Origin of the sequence: Bradyrhizobium sp. NP1 (assembly GCF_030378205.1) — a bacterium.
Taxonomy (GTDB): Bacteria; Pseudomonadota; Alphaproteobacteria; order Rhizobiales; family Xanthobacteraceae; genus Bradyrhizobium.
The window spans coordinates 6,307,036-6,323,209 of sequence record NZ_CP127385.1; the positions used below are offsets into that span (position 1 = coordinate 6,307,036).

The following is a 16,174-nucleotide window of genomic DNA, read 5'->3' on the forward strand; positions in this document are numbered from 1 at the left end:
GCATTCCCATGACTTTCGTCGGCAAGCTGAGCATCTTGACCGCTTATGTCGCGTTCGCCTTTGTCGGCGCGATCGTGCTCGGCGTCATCTAGAAGCCTCACCCGTTTTAAGCCAGGCGCCCGGCGGCAGCATCGACCGCCGGGCGTTTTGCGTTTGTGGGTCATGGTTCAGCAGCGGACGTGCCATGTGATGCGTATCACGGAAGGTATGAACCGGCGGGCTTAACGTCGCGTCGAATTCGCGAAAACCCCGCTGCCCAAGGAGACCGTCATGAGGAAGCTCACCCTGATCGCCGCGATGCTGATGGCAAGCACCGCCGCCCACGCCGGCAACGCGGTTTCCATCGAGATCGACGGCCACAAGATCCGGATCGAGGCGCCACGCCATTGCGACGCGATCTCCTGCCTGAAGATTTCCGGCATCAACCTGAACGGGATCAAGTTCGGCAACAGCAGCAAGGATGACGACGACGATGCGAGCCTCCCGCCGCCGCAAGCCGCGACGGTGCCCGCTCCTGTGCCGCAAGCGTCGGCCCCCGTGGTGACGGCGGCTCCGCCGGTGCCGACACCGAACCCGGCAATCGCCTCGCCCGCGCCAATCCCCGCGCCTGTCACGAGCACCGTCGCGCCGCCGCCCGCGCCTGCCATGGCGCCCGTGCCCCCGGCGCCCGCACCCGTCGCCGCCGCGCCGGCGCCGGCCCCCGCACCGACCACGCCGCTCGGCGTGTGGGCGACCGAGGAGAACAAGGGCAATGTCCGCATCGAATCCTGCGGCGCCAATCTCTGCGGCTATGCCGAGAAGACCGGCGAGAGGATCCTGATCAACATGCGCCCGCAGGAGAACAAGTGGGTCGGCCGTATTCACGATCCCGATGGCGGCAGCAACTACGACTCCACGATCGCGATGAAGGGACCGAACCTGCTCAAGGTCCAGGGCTGCGCCTTCGGCGGCATGTTCTGCGGCGGACAAACCTGGAAGCGCGTGAGCTGATCATTGCGCGACAAAAAGCGAAGGCCCCGCGGGCCGATCCGCGGGGCCTTTGTCGTTGGATTGCGCTAGCTTGCGCTTGATCGACCGCGCCGAACCCAAATAGTCTATTCATCCTGCATTCAGCCGGCCGAGGCTGATATCACCTTGCCTGTCCGTTTCCACCCGCCTGGAATCCTTCGTGACATTGCATCGGCTCTCGCTCGGCTATTTCGCCCTGGTCACGCTTTGCGCGGCGAATGGTATTGCGGGTGAAGCCCCCGCGAGCGAGACGCTCGTCGCACCGGTGCAGCTTGCGCAAAGCCAGCCCGCATCACCGCCGACGCCGCAGCCGGGCGCGCCCGCCGCAAATCCCGCACCCGACGCGAACACCGCCGCGCCCGCACAAAACGCATCCGCCGAGCCGATCGGCAATGTCGCCGCCATCACCGGCGTAGCCACCGTGATCCGCAACAAGGATTCGGTCGCGCTGAAGCTCAAGGACGACATCTATCTCAACGACACGGTGCAGACCGCGGCGAGCTCCTCGCTCGGCATCACCTTCAACGATGCCACCACCTTCAACATGAAGGCCAACGCCAGGATCACCATCGACAATTACGTCTATGAGGACGGCGGAAAGAACAACGCCGGCGTATTCGACATCGCGCGCGGCACGGTCGCCTTCGTCGCCGCCGCGGTCGCCAAGACCGGCGACATGTCGATCAACACGCCGACCGCGACGCTTGGCATCCGCGGCACCACCGGGCTCGTCGAGGTGCCGGAGAACGCGGCCGCAGGCAGCGCCAACAACGTCAACATCAAGCTCTATCCGGACCAGGACGGCCGCGTCGGTCATATCGACATCAACGACCGCCAGGGCGCGCGGCTCGGCTCGCTCACGCAGGCCGCGAGCGGCTTTGCGATCCGGCCCGGTGCAGGCGGGGCGCGCTTTGCCGCGGTGCCGCTCGCGATCTCGCCGCAGCAGGCGCAGCGCGACCAGGGCTTCGTGCGCCAGGTCCATGCAACGCAAGGCGTCGGGCGGCAGATCGTCACCGAGCAGCGCGCCTTCCGCCGCGCCAACCCCGGCCTCAATCGCGGCAACCAGCCCGGGCGTCCGGGCGGGCAACAGCCCAACAACGCGCCCGGCCAGAACCGTCCCGGCCAGCCCGGTCAGCAGCAGCCCGGCCAGCAGCGGCAGAACGGCACGCCCGGTCAGCAGAAGGGCCAGCCCGGCACGCCGAACCGGCAGGGTCAGCAGCAACAACGGCCGGGCTCGCCGCAACAGGGCACGACGCCGGCACAGGGCGGCACGCCGCAGCGGACCGGCCAGCAGCCCGGCACGCCCGCACAGCCGGGCAACGGAGCGCGGGCGAACCAGCCGACGCCATCAAACGGAGCGGCACCGCCTCCGCTGCCGCGGCCGAACCAGAACGCACAACCTGGCGCGCCCGCGCGGCCCGGCGTGCAGCCGCGCCCGCCTGCCCCGCCGCAAAACGCGCAGCGGCCCGGCCTGCAGAATCGTCCCGTGCTGCCGCGCCGGCCGCCGCCGAAAGGAAAGAAGGAGCGCCGCTAGACGCCCTGCGACTGCGGCGCGAGCGTCACGCCTCGCGGCGCAGCCAGTTGCGAAAACGCTGCAGCAGGCCGCGGCTTGGAGGCTCAAGCTCAGCTTCGACCGGAGCCGGGGCGACGACCGGCGCGAACACCGGTGCTTCAGCGGTTTCGCCCGAGGCGGGCAGCCCTTCGACCGCAACGGTCTCGGCTGGGGCCACGACGGTCCCGGCCATGTCAGGCGCAAGCTCCGGCGCTGATGGCACAGCCACGGGCACGCTGACTTCCGGCGCGGGCGCAACGCGGCGCGGGCGACGCCGCTCGGTCGTTACAGGCTTCTCACTTGCCTTGGCCTTGCTGCGCCGGCCGCCATCCGCGAGCGTCGCCGCCTGCAGCGCGATCGGCCCCACATTTTCCAGAAAGACGCGCTCATGGGCGCGCGACAGCCGTTGCAGCGCTTCGGCGAGCGGCAGCCATTCCACCGCGCGCACGTCGGGCATCAACGGGTAGGCCGGCTCGTCATCCGCTTCCATCCGCCAATAGTGCACGACCTTGGAGCCTCCGGCCGTCTCATAGACCAGCGTGCCCAGGAATTCGTGCACCGAGACCGCGTGCCCGGTCTCCTCCCTCGCCTCGCGCGTCGCAGCCGCCCGTGGCGTCTCGCCATCGTCGAGCTTGCCCTTTGGCAGCACCCATTCATTGCGCTTGCGCAGGCGCACCACCGCGATCCGCGGCGTCTTCTCACGCCGCAGCACAATGCCTCCCGCCGCCAGAACCGGCACCCGCGCCATTGCCAATCAATCCCGCTGAATTCGAATCGCGTTCGACCGGGCGCTGATATAGGGGCTGGCGCGCAAAAAATCGAGCTTTAGGGATTGCGCGCGAAAATCGAGCTTACGGTTTGCGCAGCAGCGGCTGGCCGGCGCGGATCCGCGCGCCCTCGGCGAGGCCATCGCAGAATTCGAAGCCCTCCGGCGCAAGCACGATGATGGTCGAGCCGTGCTCGAACCAGCCGAGCTCCTCGCCCTTGCCGACGCGCACGTCGCAGGGAAAAACTGCCGGTCCCCTGCTCTGCGCGTTGAGCACGCGGTCGAGGAAGTGCAGGCGGATGCTGGCGACGAGAATCGCGGCGACCGGCACCAGGGTGAGCGCCTCGCCGCTTGCGAGCTGCATCTCGATCACCGCGCGCTCGTTCTTGCAGAACAGCCGCTCGATCCGCTTCAGCGCGATCGGATTGACGTTCCAGACGTCGCCATGGATGAAGCTGACCCGGCTGATATGCGCGTCATAAGGCGCGTGGAAACGGTGATACATGCTCGAGGTCAGCCGCAGCGTGACGAAGCGGCCGTTGCTGTGCTTCTCGACCAGGGCGCGATCGCCGACGAGGTCGATCAGCGAATAGGGCGCGCCCTTGATCTGGTACAGCTCGCCGTCGCGGATCGCGCCATGCGCGCCGACGATGGCGTCCGACGGGCTCGCCACGATGGCAGGATCGGGATCGCAGGGCCGCAAGCCCGGCTTCAGCTCGCGGGTGAAGCAGTCGTGCAGGCTCTTGAACTCGGTTTTCTTCGCTTCCGACAGATCGAGGTCGGAGAACAGCCGCCAGCAGGCGATCGAGACATCCCTCGCCAGAGGGTTTTCCACCTTGCTGAACCAGCCCATGAAACGGGTCACCGCGGCGCGCGGAATCCGGTTGGTGAGCAGGAAATTGATGTTCTCCTGCCCGGTGAAAGCGGCGATCAGCCCCTTCACTGTCATGAATCTGTCAGCAGGTCTGGTTAGCGCTTCTGGCATGGATTCGCCCCTTCCGATTCTCGCCCTGTCCACCGCCGCGGTTGCCGGCGCAGCGGCAGTCTTCCCGAAGGTCAAGGCCCGCCTGGCGCTCTCGCGCGCCAAGCACCGCTCCCTGACCGGTCATTCCAAGATGTCCAAGCTCGTGGCGCGGATGGTGCCGTTCTACGATTTCGACATCGGCCAGTTCTTCCGCGCCGACGACGCGCCGACCGACATCGCCACCAGGCGCCAGGACGGCTTCTTCCGCCTGGCGCGGCTCTGCAGCGAACGCTACCCCAAGGGCCGGCAGATGACGGCCGAAGCTGCCGAGGTGATCTCCGATCTCAACTTCACCGAGAGCTACCGGGTGCCGTTCCAGTTCAGCCGCCTGGTGCGCGAGAACCTCTCGGCCGGCGCGTTCATGGAGTCGTCGGCCGGCGTCACCGTCACCGACGTCGACGGCAATGTGTTCTACGACCTGACCGGCTCGTACGGCGTCAACATCTTCGGCAACGACTTCTATAAAGAGTGCATCGAGAGCGCCGAGATGCGCGCGCATGCGCTCGGCCCCGTGCTCGGGCCGTATCATCCCGTCATCCTCGACAACGTGGAGCGGCTGCGCGCTATCTCCGGCCTCGACGAGGTCTCCTTCCACATGTCGGGCACCGAAGCCGTCATGCAGGCGGTGCGGCTCGCGCGCTATCACACCCGCCGCACGCATCTCGTGCGCTTCGCCGGCAGCTATCACGGCTGGTGGGGCGACGTGCAGCCGGGCGTCGGCAATCCGGTCTCGCCGCACGAGACCTATACACTGGCCGACATGTCCGAGCGCACGCTGCATGTGCTGCGCACGCGGCGCGACATCGCCTGCGTGCTGGTCAACCCGTTGCAGGGCCTGCACCCGAATTCCAACGCGCCTGGCGATTCCGCGCTGGTCGATTCCTCGCGCGGCGGCCGCTTCGACCGCGCGGCCTACACCGCCTGGCTGACGAAGCTGCGCGAGGTCTGCAGCGAGCGCGGCATCGTCCTGATCTTCGACGAGGTGTTCGTCGGCTTCCGGCTTGCCGCCGGCGGCGCGCAGGAATATTTCGGCGTCAAGGCCGACATGGTGACCTATGGCAAGAGCCTGGCCGGCGGCCTGCCGGTCGGCGTGGTCTGCGGACGCAAGGAGCTGATGCGCCGCTTCCGCGACGACCGCCCCGCCGACGTCTGCTTTGCGCGCGGCACTTTCAACTCCCACCCTTACGTCATGACGGCGATGGACGAGTTCCTCAGCCGGCTCGCGAGCCCGAACTTCCGCGCCGTCTATAACGGCCTCGACGAGCTCTGGAACGGACGCGCCAGGGCCCTCAACGATCGTCTCGCCGCGGCCGAGGTGCCGGTGCGCGTCGCCAACCTGTCGTCGATCTGGACGGTGCAGTACACGACGCCGTCGCGCTACAACTGGATGCTGCAATATTACCTGCGCGCGGAAGGCCTCGCGCTGAGCTGGGTCGGCACCGGACGGCTGATCTTCAGCCTGAACTATACCGATGCGGATTTTGCCGAGGTCTGTGACCGCTTCGTCGCGGCCTGCGGGAAGATGAAGCAGGACGGCTTCTGGTGGCATGACGCCGCGCTGACCAACAAGGCCATCCGCCGCAGGATCCTGCGCGAGATGGTCGGCAGGAGACTGGGGCGCTAGGCACGCTCCCACCCTCCCCTGGAGAGGCAGAGTCGAGCTCTTCTCCCTCTCCCCGCTTGCGGGGAGAGGGTTGGGGTGAGGGGGATTCACCGCATACCGGACTCGCGGAGAGTCCCCCTCACCCGCATCGCTGACGCGATGCGACCTCTCCCCGCAAGCGGGGCGAGGTGAATCGAGTGCACTGACAGACCGGTTCAACGAAGACATTCTGGCTTTAAAACGTGGATGCCCGGCACAAGGCCGGGCATGACGGTTGCTTTGAGAGCTTTCAAGACTCAGGCGTGCTGCTCTTCCAGCCCGTGCTCGACGATGTCGAGACCCGGATCGATCAGCTCGCCGCGCAGCAGCGCCAGCGGCGCCTTGCAGTAGAGCTTGAAGTCGTTGAAGGGGTCGGTGAGGATCTTGGTCATCCAGACAAGACCCGTCTCGACGTCGCGGATGAAGAACAAATGGACGGTGCGGAACAGCAGTCCACCGACGCCGACCACGAGCCAGATCTTGGCGGTCTGCCGCACGAAGTCAGCCGCCGTGGTCCAGGGCTCGACCAGGCCGAACAGGGTCGGACTGGCGAACAGCACGACCGGTGACAAGACCCAGATCGTCATCAGCACGACCTTGCGCTGCAGGTTGTAGCCGACCTTGATCTCTTCCTTGTGCTCATGGGTCGCCTGGTTGATGTGGTCGTAGCCTCTCGGCTCGAAGAAGAAATGGCCGGCCTGGCGCGACGTCATTGAGATCAGCCAGCCGATCAGCGCGGCCTTCACGGGGTCGAAGAACATCATCGCGTAGCCGATCATGAAGCTGACCGCGCTGACGAAGTGCAGGCTCTGGTTGATCCGGCTGTGGTGATAGTAGCGATGGTCGTCCCAGCGCTGGATGCGCAACTGTTCCAGGAAATTCTTGATCATTATCTCCCCCATGAAAGGCTGATTCGTTTTTAGCCGGATTCGATGTAGCGGATGTGACATCATCAAAACGTCATATGACGTCGCACAACCGTCACGCACGGCGCGAAGCGCAGGCTGCCGCGCTTTACGCGGCCGCCGCCTTGCCGGTCTTGCGGAAGCGGATCAGGGAGAAATGCCCGAGCGGCGGCACCAGGCGGCGCTCGACCAGCTCTATGCCGGGCACGCCGACGGCCCAGCTGGTGAAGCGCGACCAGGCGAATTCGGCGGTGCGGAAGCCGAGCGGACGCACCACCGGCTGCAGCCGCTGCTCGATGAAGCGGCGCATGCCGGCATCGGCGGAGACCCGGCTCAGGATGATCATCTCGCCGCCGGGCCGCAGCACGCGGGCGAACTCGTCGAGCGCGGCTTCCGGATTCGGCACCGCGGTGACGACATATTGCGCCATCACGACGTCGAAGGAATTGTCGGGGAATTCCAGCTTCTCGGCATCCATCACCGCGAGTCCCTCGACATTCTTCAGGCGCAGCTCGGTGACGCGGCGCCTGGCCTTGTCCAGCATCGCTTCGGAAATGTCGGTGCCGAAGATGCGAAGGTTCGGCGCGTATTGCGGCAACGAGATGCCGGTGCCGACGCCGACCTCGAGCACGCGGCCACCGATCTTGTTGGTGGCAAGGATCGCCTCGCGACGGCCTTTGCGGAACACACCGCCGAACACCAGATCATAGACCGGCGCCCAGCGATCATAGGCCTGTTCGACCGTCGCGCGGTCGAAGTCCAACCGGCTTGCGTCGTCGAGTTTCATCGTTTCAGACATCATTGCTCTCGTTCGTTTGAGATAGATTCCAAGTCAGCGCGGTCAGTTCCAATCAGCCGTTTCAACTACCCTTGCATCACGCCTTGACCGGCCAGGCGGCGCGTCGGCTCCAGCGCGCGGCTCGGCGCCAAGGGCGCGAGATTGCCGATGAACTGCCGCGCGCTGTTCTCCCAGGAGCGCTCCAGCGCGAAATTCCGGCAGGCCTCGCGCGACATTGTGAGGGCGCGCAGACACGCGCCGCGCAGATCCTGATCCAGCGCGCCGATCGGATGATCCGCGATGACGTCGAGCGGGCCGGTGACCGGAAAGGCAGCAACCGGCGTGCCGCAGGCGAGCGCCTCGAGCTGCACCACGCCGAAGGTGTCGGTGAGGCTCGGGAATACGAAGACGTCGGCGGCGGCGAGATGGGCTGCGAGGTCGGCGCCCTTCTTCTCGCCGAGGAATTTCACGTCGGGATATTTCGCTTCCAGCGCGGCCTTCTGCGGCCCGTCGCCGACCACGACCTTGGTGCCGGGCAGGTCCAGCGCAAGGAACGCCTCGATGTTCTTCTCGATCGCCACGCGCCCCATGGTCATGAAGATCGGCCGCGGCAGATCGAGCGTTGCCGGCGCTTGCGGATTGAACAGCCTGGTGTCGACGCCGCGGGTCCAGAAGCCGAGCTTCCTGAAGCCGCGCGCGGCAAGCTCCTGCCGCAGCGAGGCCGTCGCCACCATGACGGTGGAGGACGGCGCGTGGAAATGGCGCATCACGGCGTAGCCGACGGCACCCGGAATGCCGGTTCGCACCGAGACATATTCCGGAAAGCGCGTGGTATAGGAGGTGGTGAAGGCGAGGTTGCGGCGGCGGCAGTAGGCGCGCGTCCACCAGCCGACCGGGCCTTCGGTCGCGATGTGGATCGCGTCGGGCGCGGCCCGCTCGATCCGCTTCTCGACCTCGCGCCGGTTCGGCAGCGCGATGCGCAGGCTCGGATAGGTCGGCACCGGCATCGAGGGAAAGCCGTCCGGCGTGAGAAACGCGATCTCGGCGCCGAGCGCAGGAGCCGCCGCTGCCAGCGAGGTTAACGTTCGAACAACGCCGTTGACCTGCGGGTGCCAGGCATCGGTCGCGATTAATATCCGCATGAGGAAGACCAGAGCATTCGATGATTCCCGGGAAGGGAAAATCAGGCATGCGTGTTTCAGGCGTGTGACATCATCAAACTGTTGCAGATTCTTTTTGGGATGGATTGCCGGCGCTGTCGTCGCGAAACCGTCATGAAACAGTTCGTTACCGCGACGAAACCGTTTTTCGATTCGCGCGCAAACGTCCCGAAACTTCCTTGCACTAGGGAAACGTCAACGACACGCCGGAACACGGCGTAGTGATCAGACAGGGACCGTCCATGCTCAACCGGCAAGCCTTCCGCTTTCGCCGCGCCGTCGTCTTCGGCGCGTTCGCCCTCACCGCTTTTGCGCTTCCGGGCGCAGCCGCTGCCTCGCAGCTTTTTCCCTTCATCCTGACACCCCCGGTGCAGGCCGCACCGCCGGTGCAGGCCGCACCTTCCGAAGACGAGGTCGCGCCGTTCGAACTGCCGGCACGGCTGAAGCGCCAGGTCGTCAACTACGCCACGCGCGAAGCGCCGGGCACAGTGATCATCGATACGCCCAACACCTATCTTTACTACGTGCTCGGGGGCGGCCAGGCGCTTCGCTATGGCATCGGCGTCGGCCGCGACGGTTTCACCTGGTCGGGCACGCAGACCATCACGAAGAAGGCGGAGTGGCCGGACTGGACGCCGCCGTCCGAAATGATCGCGCGCCAGCCCTATCTGCCGCGCCACATGGCCGGCGGCCCCGGCAATCCGCTCGGTGCCCGCGCCATGTATCTCGGCGGCACCGTCTACCGCATCCACGGCACCAACGCGCCGGAAACCATCGGCACGCATGTGTCCTCGGGCTGCCTGCGCCTGACCAACGACGACGTGATCGATCTCTATTCGCGCGTCAACATCGGCACCAAGGTGATCGTGCTGCCGATGACCGAGCGCCGCGCCGACCTCGGCAGGACCCTGCGGTAACTTCCTGGCGGATCGAACGAGCTGAACGGCCCCGGCCCCCGCCGGGGCCGCTTTTCGTTCATATTTGCATCCCTCCGCCGCACTGGCGTCCTCCCCGTCTACCCTGTAAAATCAATGACTTGAATCGGGAATGGGACTGGTACCGGGGGATTGATGCGACTGCCGCTGAAGGTCGGGCCGAAGACCATCCTGCTTGCCGCAGTCGTCGTGGCGATTTCCTTTTTCGTCAGCCTGAAAGCCATGGACTGGCTGTCGCCGCGCGCCAGGACGCCGGCGCCGGCGGTCGCCGACCTGCCGCCGCTGCCGCCGGCAAGCCGCAACTCGATCGTGGTTGCGCCGGTTGCGATCCCGCTGTCGGTGATCCGCGAGCAGGCCGAGCGAGCGGCGCCGCGCAACTTCGCCGGCAAGGCCGACAACCCGGTCTCCCAGATCCTGCAGGACGCCGATATCGGCTGGACCGCCACGCGCGGCCCGATCCTCGCGAGCGGCGGCCAGGACGTGCTGTCGCTGACCACGCCGCTGACCGGAAAGCTCAACGTCACCGGCACGCTGTCGGCCAAGGCGACCGGCGCGGTGGGCGACGCGATCGGCGGGCTGCTCGGCGGCAACGTCGCCAAGCAGATCGGCGGCCTCAACATCAAGCAGCTCAACGCCAATGCCGAGATCCGCGGCTCGGTCGTCATCACCTCGCGGCCGAAGCTTGCCGCCGCCTGGCACCTGGAGCCGAACCTGGGCGCACAGGTGACGCTCGGCGACACCAGCCTCACGGTCGCGGGCGCGCGCGTCAACGTGCCGGCGCAGGTCAAGCCACTGATCGACAAGACCGTCGGCGAGCAGCTCAATGTGGTGGGCGACCGCATCCGCGCCGACCAGACGCTGTTGCGCAACGCGCGCCAGCAATGGACCAAGGCGTGCCGCTCGATCCCGCTGCAGGGCGCCGGCGCCGACGCCTCGCTGCCGGCGCTGTGGCTCGAGCTGAAGCCGGTGCGCGCGATCGCGGCGCAGCCCAACGTCGATGCCAAGGCCGTGACGCTGATGCTCGGCATCGAGGCGGAGACCCGCATCACGCCGAGCGAGACCAAGCCGAGCTGCCCGTTCCCGGACAAGATCTCGATCATCCCACCGACCCCCGGCGGCGTCAGCATTGGCGTGCCGATCGACCTGCCCTTTTCCGACCTGAACAAGATCCTGGCGAGCCAGCTGGCCGGGCGAACCTTTCCGGAAGACGGTTCCGGCTCGGTCGACGTCACCGTCAAGCGCGCCACCATCGCTCCTGCCGGCGACCGCCTCCTGATCTCGCTCGACGTCAGGGCGAAGGAGAAGACGAGCTTCTTCGGGTTGGGAGCCGAAGCCACCATCCACATCGTCGGCCGGCCGATGCTCGACCAGGCACAGCAGACGCTGCGGCTCGCCGACATTCAGCTCGCGGTGGAATCGGAGGCCGCCTTCGGCCTTTTGGGCGCGGCGGCGCGCGCGGTGGTGCCGCATCTGCAGAAGGCGCTGGCGGACAAGGCGACCATCGACCTGAAGCCGTTCGCGAGCAACGCCCAGAAGAAGATCGCGGCGGCGATCGCCGATTTCCAGAAGAACGATGACGGCATCCGGGTCGACGCCAATATCGACAGCCTGCAGCTTGCCGACATCGCCTATGACGCCAAGACGCTGCGCGTGGTCGCGCTCGCCGAGGGCTCGATCAACGTCTACGTCACGGCGCTGCCGGGGCCTTAGTGTCCCGAATCCGAAGTTCGCATCATTTCGCGGCAAGCGACGCAGTTGCCGCACGGCGTCGAAATGACGCGATGGGCGCGAAGCAGGCATCCCACGCTTCAGTCGAGCGATCTCTCGGGCTTCGGCCGCTGCTCCAATACGCCTGCGTGACCGACAAGGGCGTGAGTTCGATTTGGAAGCAAGATTCGGAGTGCGAAAGCGAAAGCGGCGACAGAGGCTTAACGACCACATCGTGTCGGGGAGCATTTCATGAGGAGAACGCTAGCGCTGGCGTTGTTCCTTTCGGGAACAGCCGCAAGCGAGGCAGCTTCTTTGCTCGAAAGGCGTCAAGTGGCGCAAGGCGACGTGCCAACGCAGTGCGTCGCAACTTGCAACTCAGCCAACTACGCGTGCGCGACGAATTGCGGCTTGTCGGGAGCATGCGTCGCCCGATGCACTGCTGAGGCTGCCGCGTGCAAGAGCCGTTGTGGCGAAAGAAAGTAAGTCTGTCGGCTTCACGGTCTCCGTGCCCTACCTCCCGTGAATGAGTTGAATAGCTGAAGGAGTATCTATCTCCACTTCCACAGACGTCGTGGCATTTGGCGGAACGGCCAGCGCGTCCGACGTTGGGTCAGGGCCCGCCTGAAGCATGCCGTCACCGCGAACCGTTAGTTCAGAAAACGGCCGTGCGGCTGCCCGATCAAACAGTTCGCGTAGCTTGGGGTGCAGTCCCTCGCCGCGCGCAACGACAAAGGCATCGAAGGCGTTTCGAGACGTCATGAGCCAAACTCCCATTTTCCTATATTGGAAGGTTGGACTGCGAACGTCGCGCTGCCACTCCGTTTTATGCTTTCAAATTAGCGCCTTGGAATGGCCCAGCCGATCCGTTCCTTGCTTTCAAGCTCGAAAACGATACGTCACCGTTTCGATAGTTCGTCCTTCTTGGGACGCACAAAGCCGATGACTTGAGCCGCCTCTGCCATGGCGGCCGAGTCCGCTTCGATCGCATTCTGAGGCGGCGTCACGAACTGGCGTTCCATGGCACGTCGGCCGGTCGGGTCACGCTCCTCGAGCGGCTGCATGTCAGTGATGTCGATGGCGACAATCGGATTGGCGGACTCGCTTTTCAAATTCCGATCGGCAAGAGATCGCAGGACGAGGCCTGGGTGACCTGGACAAGTTTCGGCGATGAGACCAAGCCGCTTGAGCGGCCTCTGCAAATGCGCCCAGTGCTTGACGATCGACGGCCAGTCGCCGCCATCGTTGAACGCGCCGTGCAAAAGACCATTCGACAGCGGATCGTGCGGCGCAAAGACGCCCACGCTTTCGGCGATATCGACGATATGCGGTCCATTGGGAAGGGCTACGACCAGCCCGATTTTATCATCTGTTATCTTCGCTAGTTTCATGACGTCCTCGTGTTCTCGCCCGCAAGCAATGGCCGGTCATAGGCGACGACCCTGGTCTCTGCCGGGATACCCGGCGAAACCGACGCGATAGGGGATGAGTGCGCCTTCATGCGCCGGCTTCCTTTTCGAGCAATTCGCGCTTGCGTTCGAGGCCCCAGCGATAGCCGGCGAGTTCGCCGTCCTCGCGAATAACGCGATGACAGGGAATGACGAGCGCGAGCGGGTTGGCAGCGCAGGCATTCGCCACGATGCGAGCCGTCAGCTGCGGATAGGCGCCGTTGATCAGGCGAGCCACCTGCATGTAGCTCTTGGTCTTGCCGGGCGGGATCGAACGAAGCGCGTTCCATACGCGACGCTGGATCGGTGTACCGCGCATATCGAGCCTGAGATCGAGTCCCTCGGAGGGCTTGTCGGCGTAGCGTGCCACCTTCGCCAGGTCGTCGCGAACCATCACCTCGTGCGGAACGAGCGTGGAGTGCGGGAAGCCTTTCGCAAGATCATCTTCCAGTGCGCGAGCGTCATCACCGAGCAGGATGGCACAAATACCCTTGATGCTGCGCGCGATCAGAACCGTGCCGAACGCGCAGCCGCCGGTCGCATAGAAAAGAACGTCGGCGGCGGTGGTGGTGGCCAGGTCGGCCGAGGGCTCAGCGTGTGTCATGAGATTCATGGATCGTCTCCTTCATCCGTCCTCATGACCGAATGTACGTGGAAGCGCCCTACGCCAAACTCCGATGCTTGCTTTCAAATCGAGCAAGGCTTCACGCCGTTGACGAAACAAGAAAAGCCGAGCGCAGTGGCGAAAAGGATCAGAGAACCGTCTCACCAATCACGCGATGCGCGTGATCGTGGTCTGTTCAAGGAGATACGTTTCGCCCGTGTCCAGCCGCAGGCGGACGGTCCCGCAGTCCAGCGTCTGCCATTCGGCAAACCCGTCCGCGACGAGTTTCCGGAAATGGGCCATCACCTTCACCTTGGCGAGATCGGACTGCATCAGGGCCACAATCGCATCGAACGTCGCATCGACACGCGCACGCTTATCGAGCCGTTTGTTCGGTGCGGTGCGAGGATCCATCGTCAGGACATTTCGGAGAGACTCGGAAAGATCATTGATTCAGTTCAGGATTGACGGGCGGGCACCTGGACTTTCTGCGATCCCTCCCGATCGAGCAGAGCGCGCTTTCGCTCAACGCCCCACGCGTAACCTGAGACCGAACCATCCGTGCGGATGACGCGGTGGCAGGGAATTGCCACAGCGAGCTTGTTTGCGGCGCAGGCGCCGGCAACCGCGCGCACGGACTTGGAGGAACCTATGCGTTGCGCGAGTTCGGCATAGGTGACAGTCGTACCGACGGGAATCTCCTGGAGCGCCTGCCAGACGCGCTGTTGGAAGGCGGTGCCCCGGACATCGAGCGGCAGATCGAGCCCGAGTTCCGGTGCTTCCACGAAGCCGACAATGCGCGCGACTACAGCCTCGTATTCCCGGTCGGCACCAATCAGGCGGGCTTTTGGGAAGCGGTCCTGCAGATCGCGGAGCAGCGCCTCCGCATCATCGCCCAAAAGGATCGCGGCAACACCCTTCGTGCTCGACGCGACAAGTATGGCGCCCAGGACGGTCTGGCCGATCGCGAACTTGATCTCCTCATTCGCGCCGCCTGCGCGGTATTGCGATGGCGTCATGCCGAGCATGCCGGTGGATTTTTCGTAGAAACGGCCGCTTGAATTGAACCCGGCGTCATAGATCGCCTCTGTAACCCTGTTTCCCGAGATGAGACTTTCGCGAACCTTGTTGGCGCGGTTGGCGGCGGCATAGCCCTTGGGTGTCAGGCCGGTCGCCGCTTTGAACATGCGGTGGAAGTAGCTGGGGCTCAAGCAGACCGCGTCAGCCAACTCTTCGAGCGAAGGCTCTTCTTCCCGCTCTTCGACAAGACGGCACGCTTTGACAACAAGTGCAGCGTTCTCTGCCTCGATCGACAGCCCGTTCGGATTGCAGCGCCGGCAGGGCCGAAAACCGGTTGCCTTGGCGCTTTCCAGAGTGTCATGCAACTGAACATTCTTGGGATTCGCGGTGCGCGAAGGACATGAAGGCCGGCAGTAGACTCTGGTCGTCGCAACCGAATACCAGAACTCGCCATCCGCCGTCCTGTCGCGTGCGAGAACCCGAGCCCATCGCGGGTCGGCCGCGACGGAGAGCGGTGTCATTTTCTCGATCTTTCTGAGGTTCATGTCCATCGATAGCGCCACAAGACGGCCAACACTGCCACCCGATTTCGGAAAGGCACACTCCGATCCTTGCTTTCAAATCCGGACGGACGGGGCCAATCAAAGCCGGGAATCAAGGCCTTGGCCGGTCCAAGCGTCGTAGCCGACCACAGCGGCAAAGATGCCGACAGCGACGAGCGGGTGTACAAGCCGGCCCAGCAGGGCGGCAACGACGTAGAGCGCTATGCCGACAATTGGCAACAAGACCTGTGATGCGAAGAAGCCGGCCGGCAATTCGGGCCTCAGCAGGTCGGGGTAGCGATATACGTGCGGGAAGACGAAGTATCCGCCTGCCATGGGCAAACGAGGCCCGCAGATCGGTGCGGGCCTCGCTCGACTTCGCCGTTAGTGCTCGATCTTGCCGATTACGCAGCCTTCAGCAACCCGAGCTGTGTCAGCGCGGTGACGCCATCGTCGAGGCCGATCTCCTCAACGATCTTGCCGTTGACGACCTTCAGCACGGTGGTGCCGGTGAAGTGCATCTTGCGTCCCGTTGCGGCCGGCAGACCGCCGATCAGGAAGTCCCTGAAAGCAGGCCCTGTGTGGGTGCCGCCGCCTTCCCACTGACCGACAACATAGTCGCCCTCGGCGATGAGATCGGCCGTCCCCCAGAAATTGAGATCGGGGAATGCAGCCCGGAAATCGGTCATGAATGCCCGAATGTCTTCGCGTCCGCGGCGCGGCTCGTGCAGCGAATATTTCAATAGCATGTCGGGCGCGGCGATCTCGTTGATAACACCGAGATTGACGGTCTTGCCCCAAAACTCGGTGAACCAACGGCCGACAACCGCCTTGTTATCTTCTTCCTTGCTCATTCGGATGACTCCTTGATCAGACTCGTAGAAGGTCGCTGGCTTGCCTAGCGACCCGGGAAAAGGGTCTACGTCTGATTCCGATCGTCCAAACTCCGGTTCTTGTCGTTGAATTCCAAGGCTGTTCGCGGTCGCTGATATGCTCCATGTCGGCTTTGGGTCATTTTCGACCAAAGCGACGCAGTTGCCGCGCGGCGTCGAAATGACGCGATGGGCCATAACCCGACTTAGC

General features: G+C 64.8%; 16 protein-coding genes. 5 read left to right on the top strand and 11 right to left on the bottom strand.

All coding sequences use genetic code 11. The features are described 5' to 3' along the window. Window positions 1-270 precede the first annotated feature (270 nt). Both QOU61_RS30520 and QOU61_RS30525 read left to right on the top strand, forming a co-directional pair. Window positions 271-990 (top strand): DUF2147 domain-containing protein, encoded by a 720-nt coding sequence (locus tag QOU61_RS30520; protein WP_289654908.1) that lies wholly within the window; start codon window positions 271-273, stop codon window positions 988-990. A 178-nt stretch (window positions 991-1,168) separates the two neighbouring features. After that, window positions 1,169-2,542, top strand: coding sequence for a FecR family protein (locus QOU61_RS30525; RefSeq protein ID WP_502876839.1), 1,374 nt, complete (start codon window positions 1,169-1,171; stop codon window positions 2,540-2,542). Between the two features lie 25 nt (window positions 2,543-2,567). On the opposite strand, the gene QOU61_RS30530 is transcribed toward QOU61_RS30525, so the two are convergent. Together QOU61_RS30530 and asd are read right to left on the bottom strand one after the other, a co-directional pair. Beyond that, entirely contained in the window at window positions 2,568-3,308 is a 741-nt protein-coding gene (locus tag QOU61_RS30530; RefSeq protein ID WP_289654909.1) for an NUDIX hydrolase, read from the bottom strand. Window positions 3,309-3,411: 103 nt separating this feature from the next. Next, window positions 3,412-4,275: an archaetidylserine decarboxylase gene (gene asd / locus QOU61_RS30535; RefSeq protein ID WP_289654910.1), complete on the bottom strand. Its 864-nt coding sequence runs from the start codon at window positions 4,273-4,275 to the stop codon at window positions 3,412-3,414. A 34-nt stretch (window positions 4,276-4,309) separates the two neighbouring features. Here asd and QOU61_RS30540 point away from each other — a divergent pair, with 34 nt between their 5' ends. Continuing rightward, window positions 4,310-5,974 (top strand): aminotransferase class III-fold pyridoxal phosphate-dependent enzyme, encoded by a 1,665-nt coding sequence (locus tag QOU61_RS30540; protein ID WP_289654911.1) that lies wholly within the window; start codon window positions 4,310-4,312, stop codon window positions 5,972-5,974. Between the two features lie 275 nt (window positions 5,975-6,249). On the opposite strand, the gene QOU61_RS30545 is transcribed toward QOU61_RS30540, so the two are convergent. The 3 genes from QOU61_RS30545 to QOU61_RS30555 form a co-directional block, all read right to left on the bottom strand. Next, window positions 6,250-6,882, bottom strand: a complete 633-nt coding sequence (locus QOU61_RS30545; RefSeq protein WP_289654912.1) for a hypothetical protein — start codon at window positions 6,880-6,882, stop codon at window positions 6,250-6,252. 124 nt (window positions 6,883-7,006) lie between these two features. Then, window positions 7,007-7,696, bottom strand: coding sequence for a class I SAM-dependent methyltransferase (locus tag QOU61_RS30550; RefSeq protein WP_289654913.1), 690 nt, complete (start codon window positions 7,694-7,696; stop codon window positions 7,007-7,009). Between the two features lie 65 nt (window positions 7,697-7,761). Beyond that, window positions 7,762-8,817 (bottom strand): glycosyltransferase family 4 protein, encoded by a 1,056-nt coding sequence (locus tag QOU61_RS30555; RefSeq protein WP_289654914.1) that lies wholly within the window; start codon window positions 8,815-8,817, stop codon window positions 7,762-7,764. Window positions 8,818-9,077: 260 nt separating this feature from the next. On the opposite strand from QOU61_RS30555, the gene QOU61_RS30560 reads away from it, so the two are divergent. Next, window positions 9,078-9,752, top strand: a complete 675-nt coding sequence (locus QOU61_RS30560) for a L,D-transpeptidase (RefSeq protein WP_289654915.1) — start codon at window positions 9,078-9,080, stop codon at window positions 9,750-9,752. A 153-nt stretch (window positions 9,753-9,905) separates the two neighbouring features. Then, window positions 9,906-11,480 carry a DUF4403 family protein gene (locus tag QOU61_RS30565; RefSeq protein ID WP_289654916.1) on the top strand — a complete coding sequence of 525 codons (1,575 nt, stop codon included), beginning with the start codon at window positions 9,906-9,908 and terminating at the stop codon, window positions 11,478-11,480. 896 nt (window positions 11,481-12,376) lie between these two features. Here the strand turns inward: QOU61_RS30565 and QOU61_RS30570 are convergent. The 6 genes from QOU61_RS30570 to QOU61_RS30595 all read right to left on the bottom strand — a co-directional run bounded on the left by QOU61_RS30570 (window position 12,377) and on the right by QOU61_RS30595 (window position 15,945). Further along, window positions 12,377-12,868, bottom strand: coding sequence for a hypothetical protein (locus tag QOU61_RS30570; protein WP_289654917.1), 492 nt, complete (start codon window positions 12,866-12,868; stop codon window positions 12,377-12,379). A 106-nt stretch (window positions 12,869-12,974) separates the two neighbouring features. Continuing rightward, window positions 12,975-13,538 carry a methylated-DNA--[protein]-cysteine S-methyltransferase gene (locus QOU61_RS30575; protein WP_289654918.1) on the bottom strand — a complete coding sequence of 188 codons (564 nt, stop codon included), beginning with the start codon at window positions 13,536-13,538 and terminating at the stop codon, window positions 12,975-12,977. Between the two features lie 159 nt (window positions 13,539-13,697). Beyond that, a complete protein-coding gene (locus QOU61_RS30580) occupies window positions 13,698-13,943 on the bottom strand; it encodes a hypothetical protein (RefSeq protein ID WP_289654919.1) in 246 nt (81 codons plus the stop codon). 44 nt (window positions 13,944-13,987) lie between these two features. Continuing rightward, window positions 13,988-15,100, bottom strand: coding sequence for a bifunctional DNA-binding transcriptional regulator/O6-methylguanine-DNA methyltransferase Ada (gene ada, locus QOU61_RS30585; protein WP_289654920.1), 1,113 nt, complete (start codon window positions 15,098-15,100; stop codon window positions 13,988-13,990). Between the two features lie 90 nt (window positions 15,101-15,190). Next, a complete protein-coding gene (locus QOU61_RS30590) occupies window positions 15,191-15,427 on the bottom strand; it encodes a hypothetical protein (protein ID WP_289654921.1) in 237 nt (78 codons plus the stop codon). Window positions 15,428-15,495: 68 nt separating this feature from the next. Beyond that, entirely contained in the window at window positions 15,496-15,945 is a 450-nt protein-coding gene (locus QOU61_RS30595; protein WP_289654922.1) for an ester cyclase, read from the bottom strand. Window positions 15,946-16,174 lie beyond the last annotated feature (229 nt).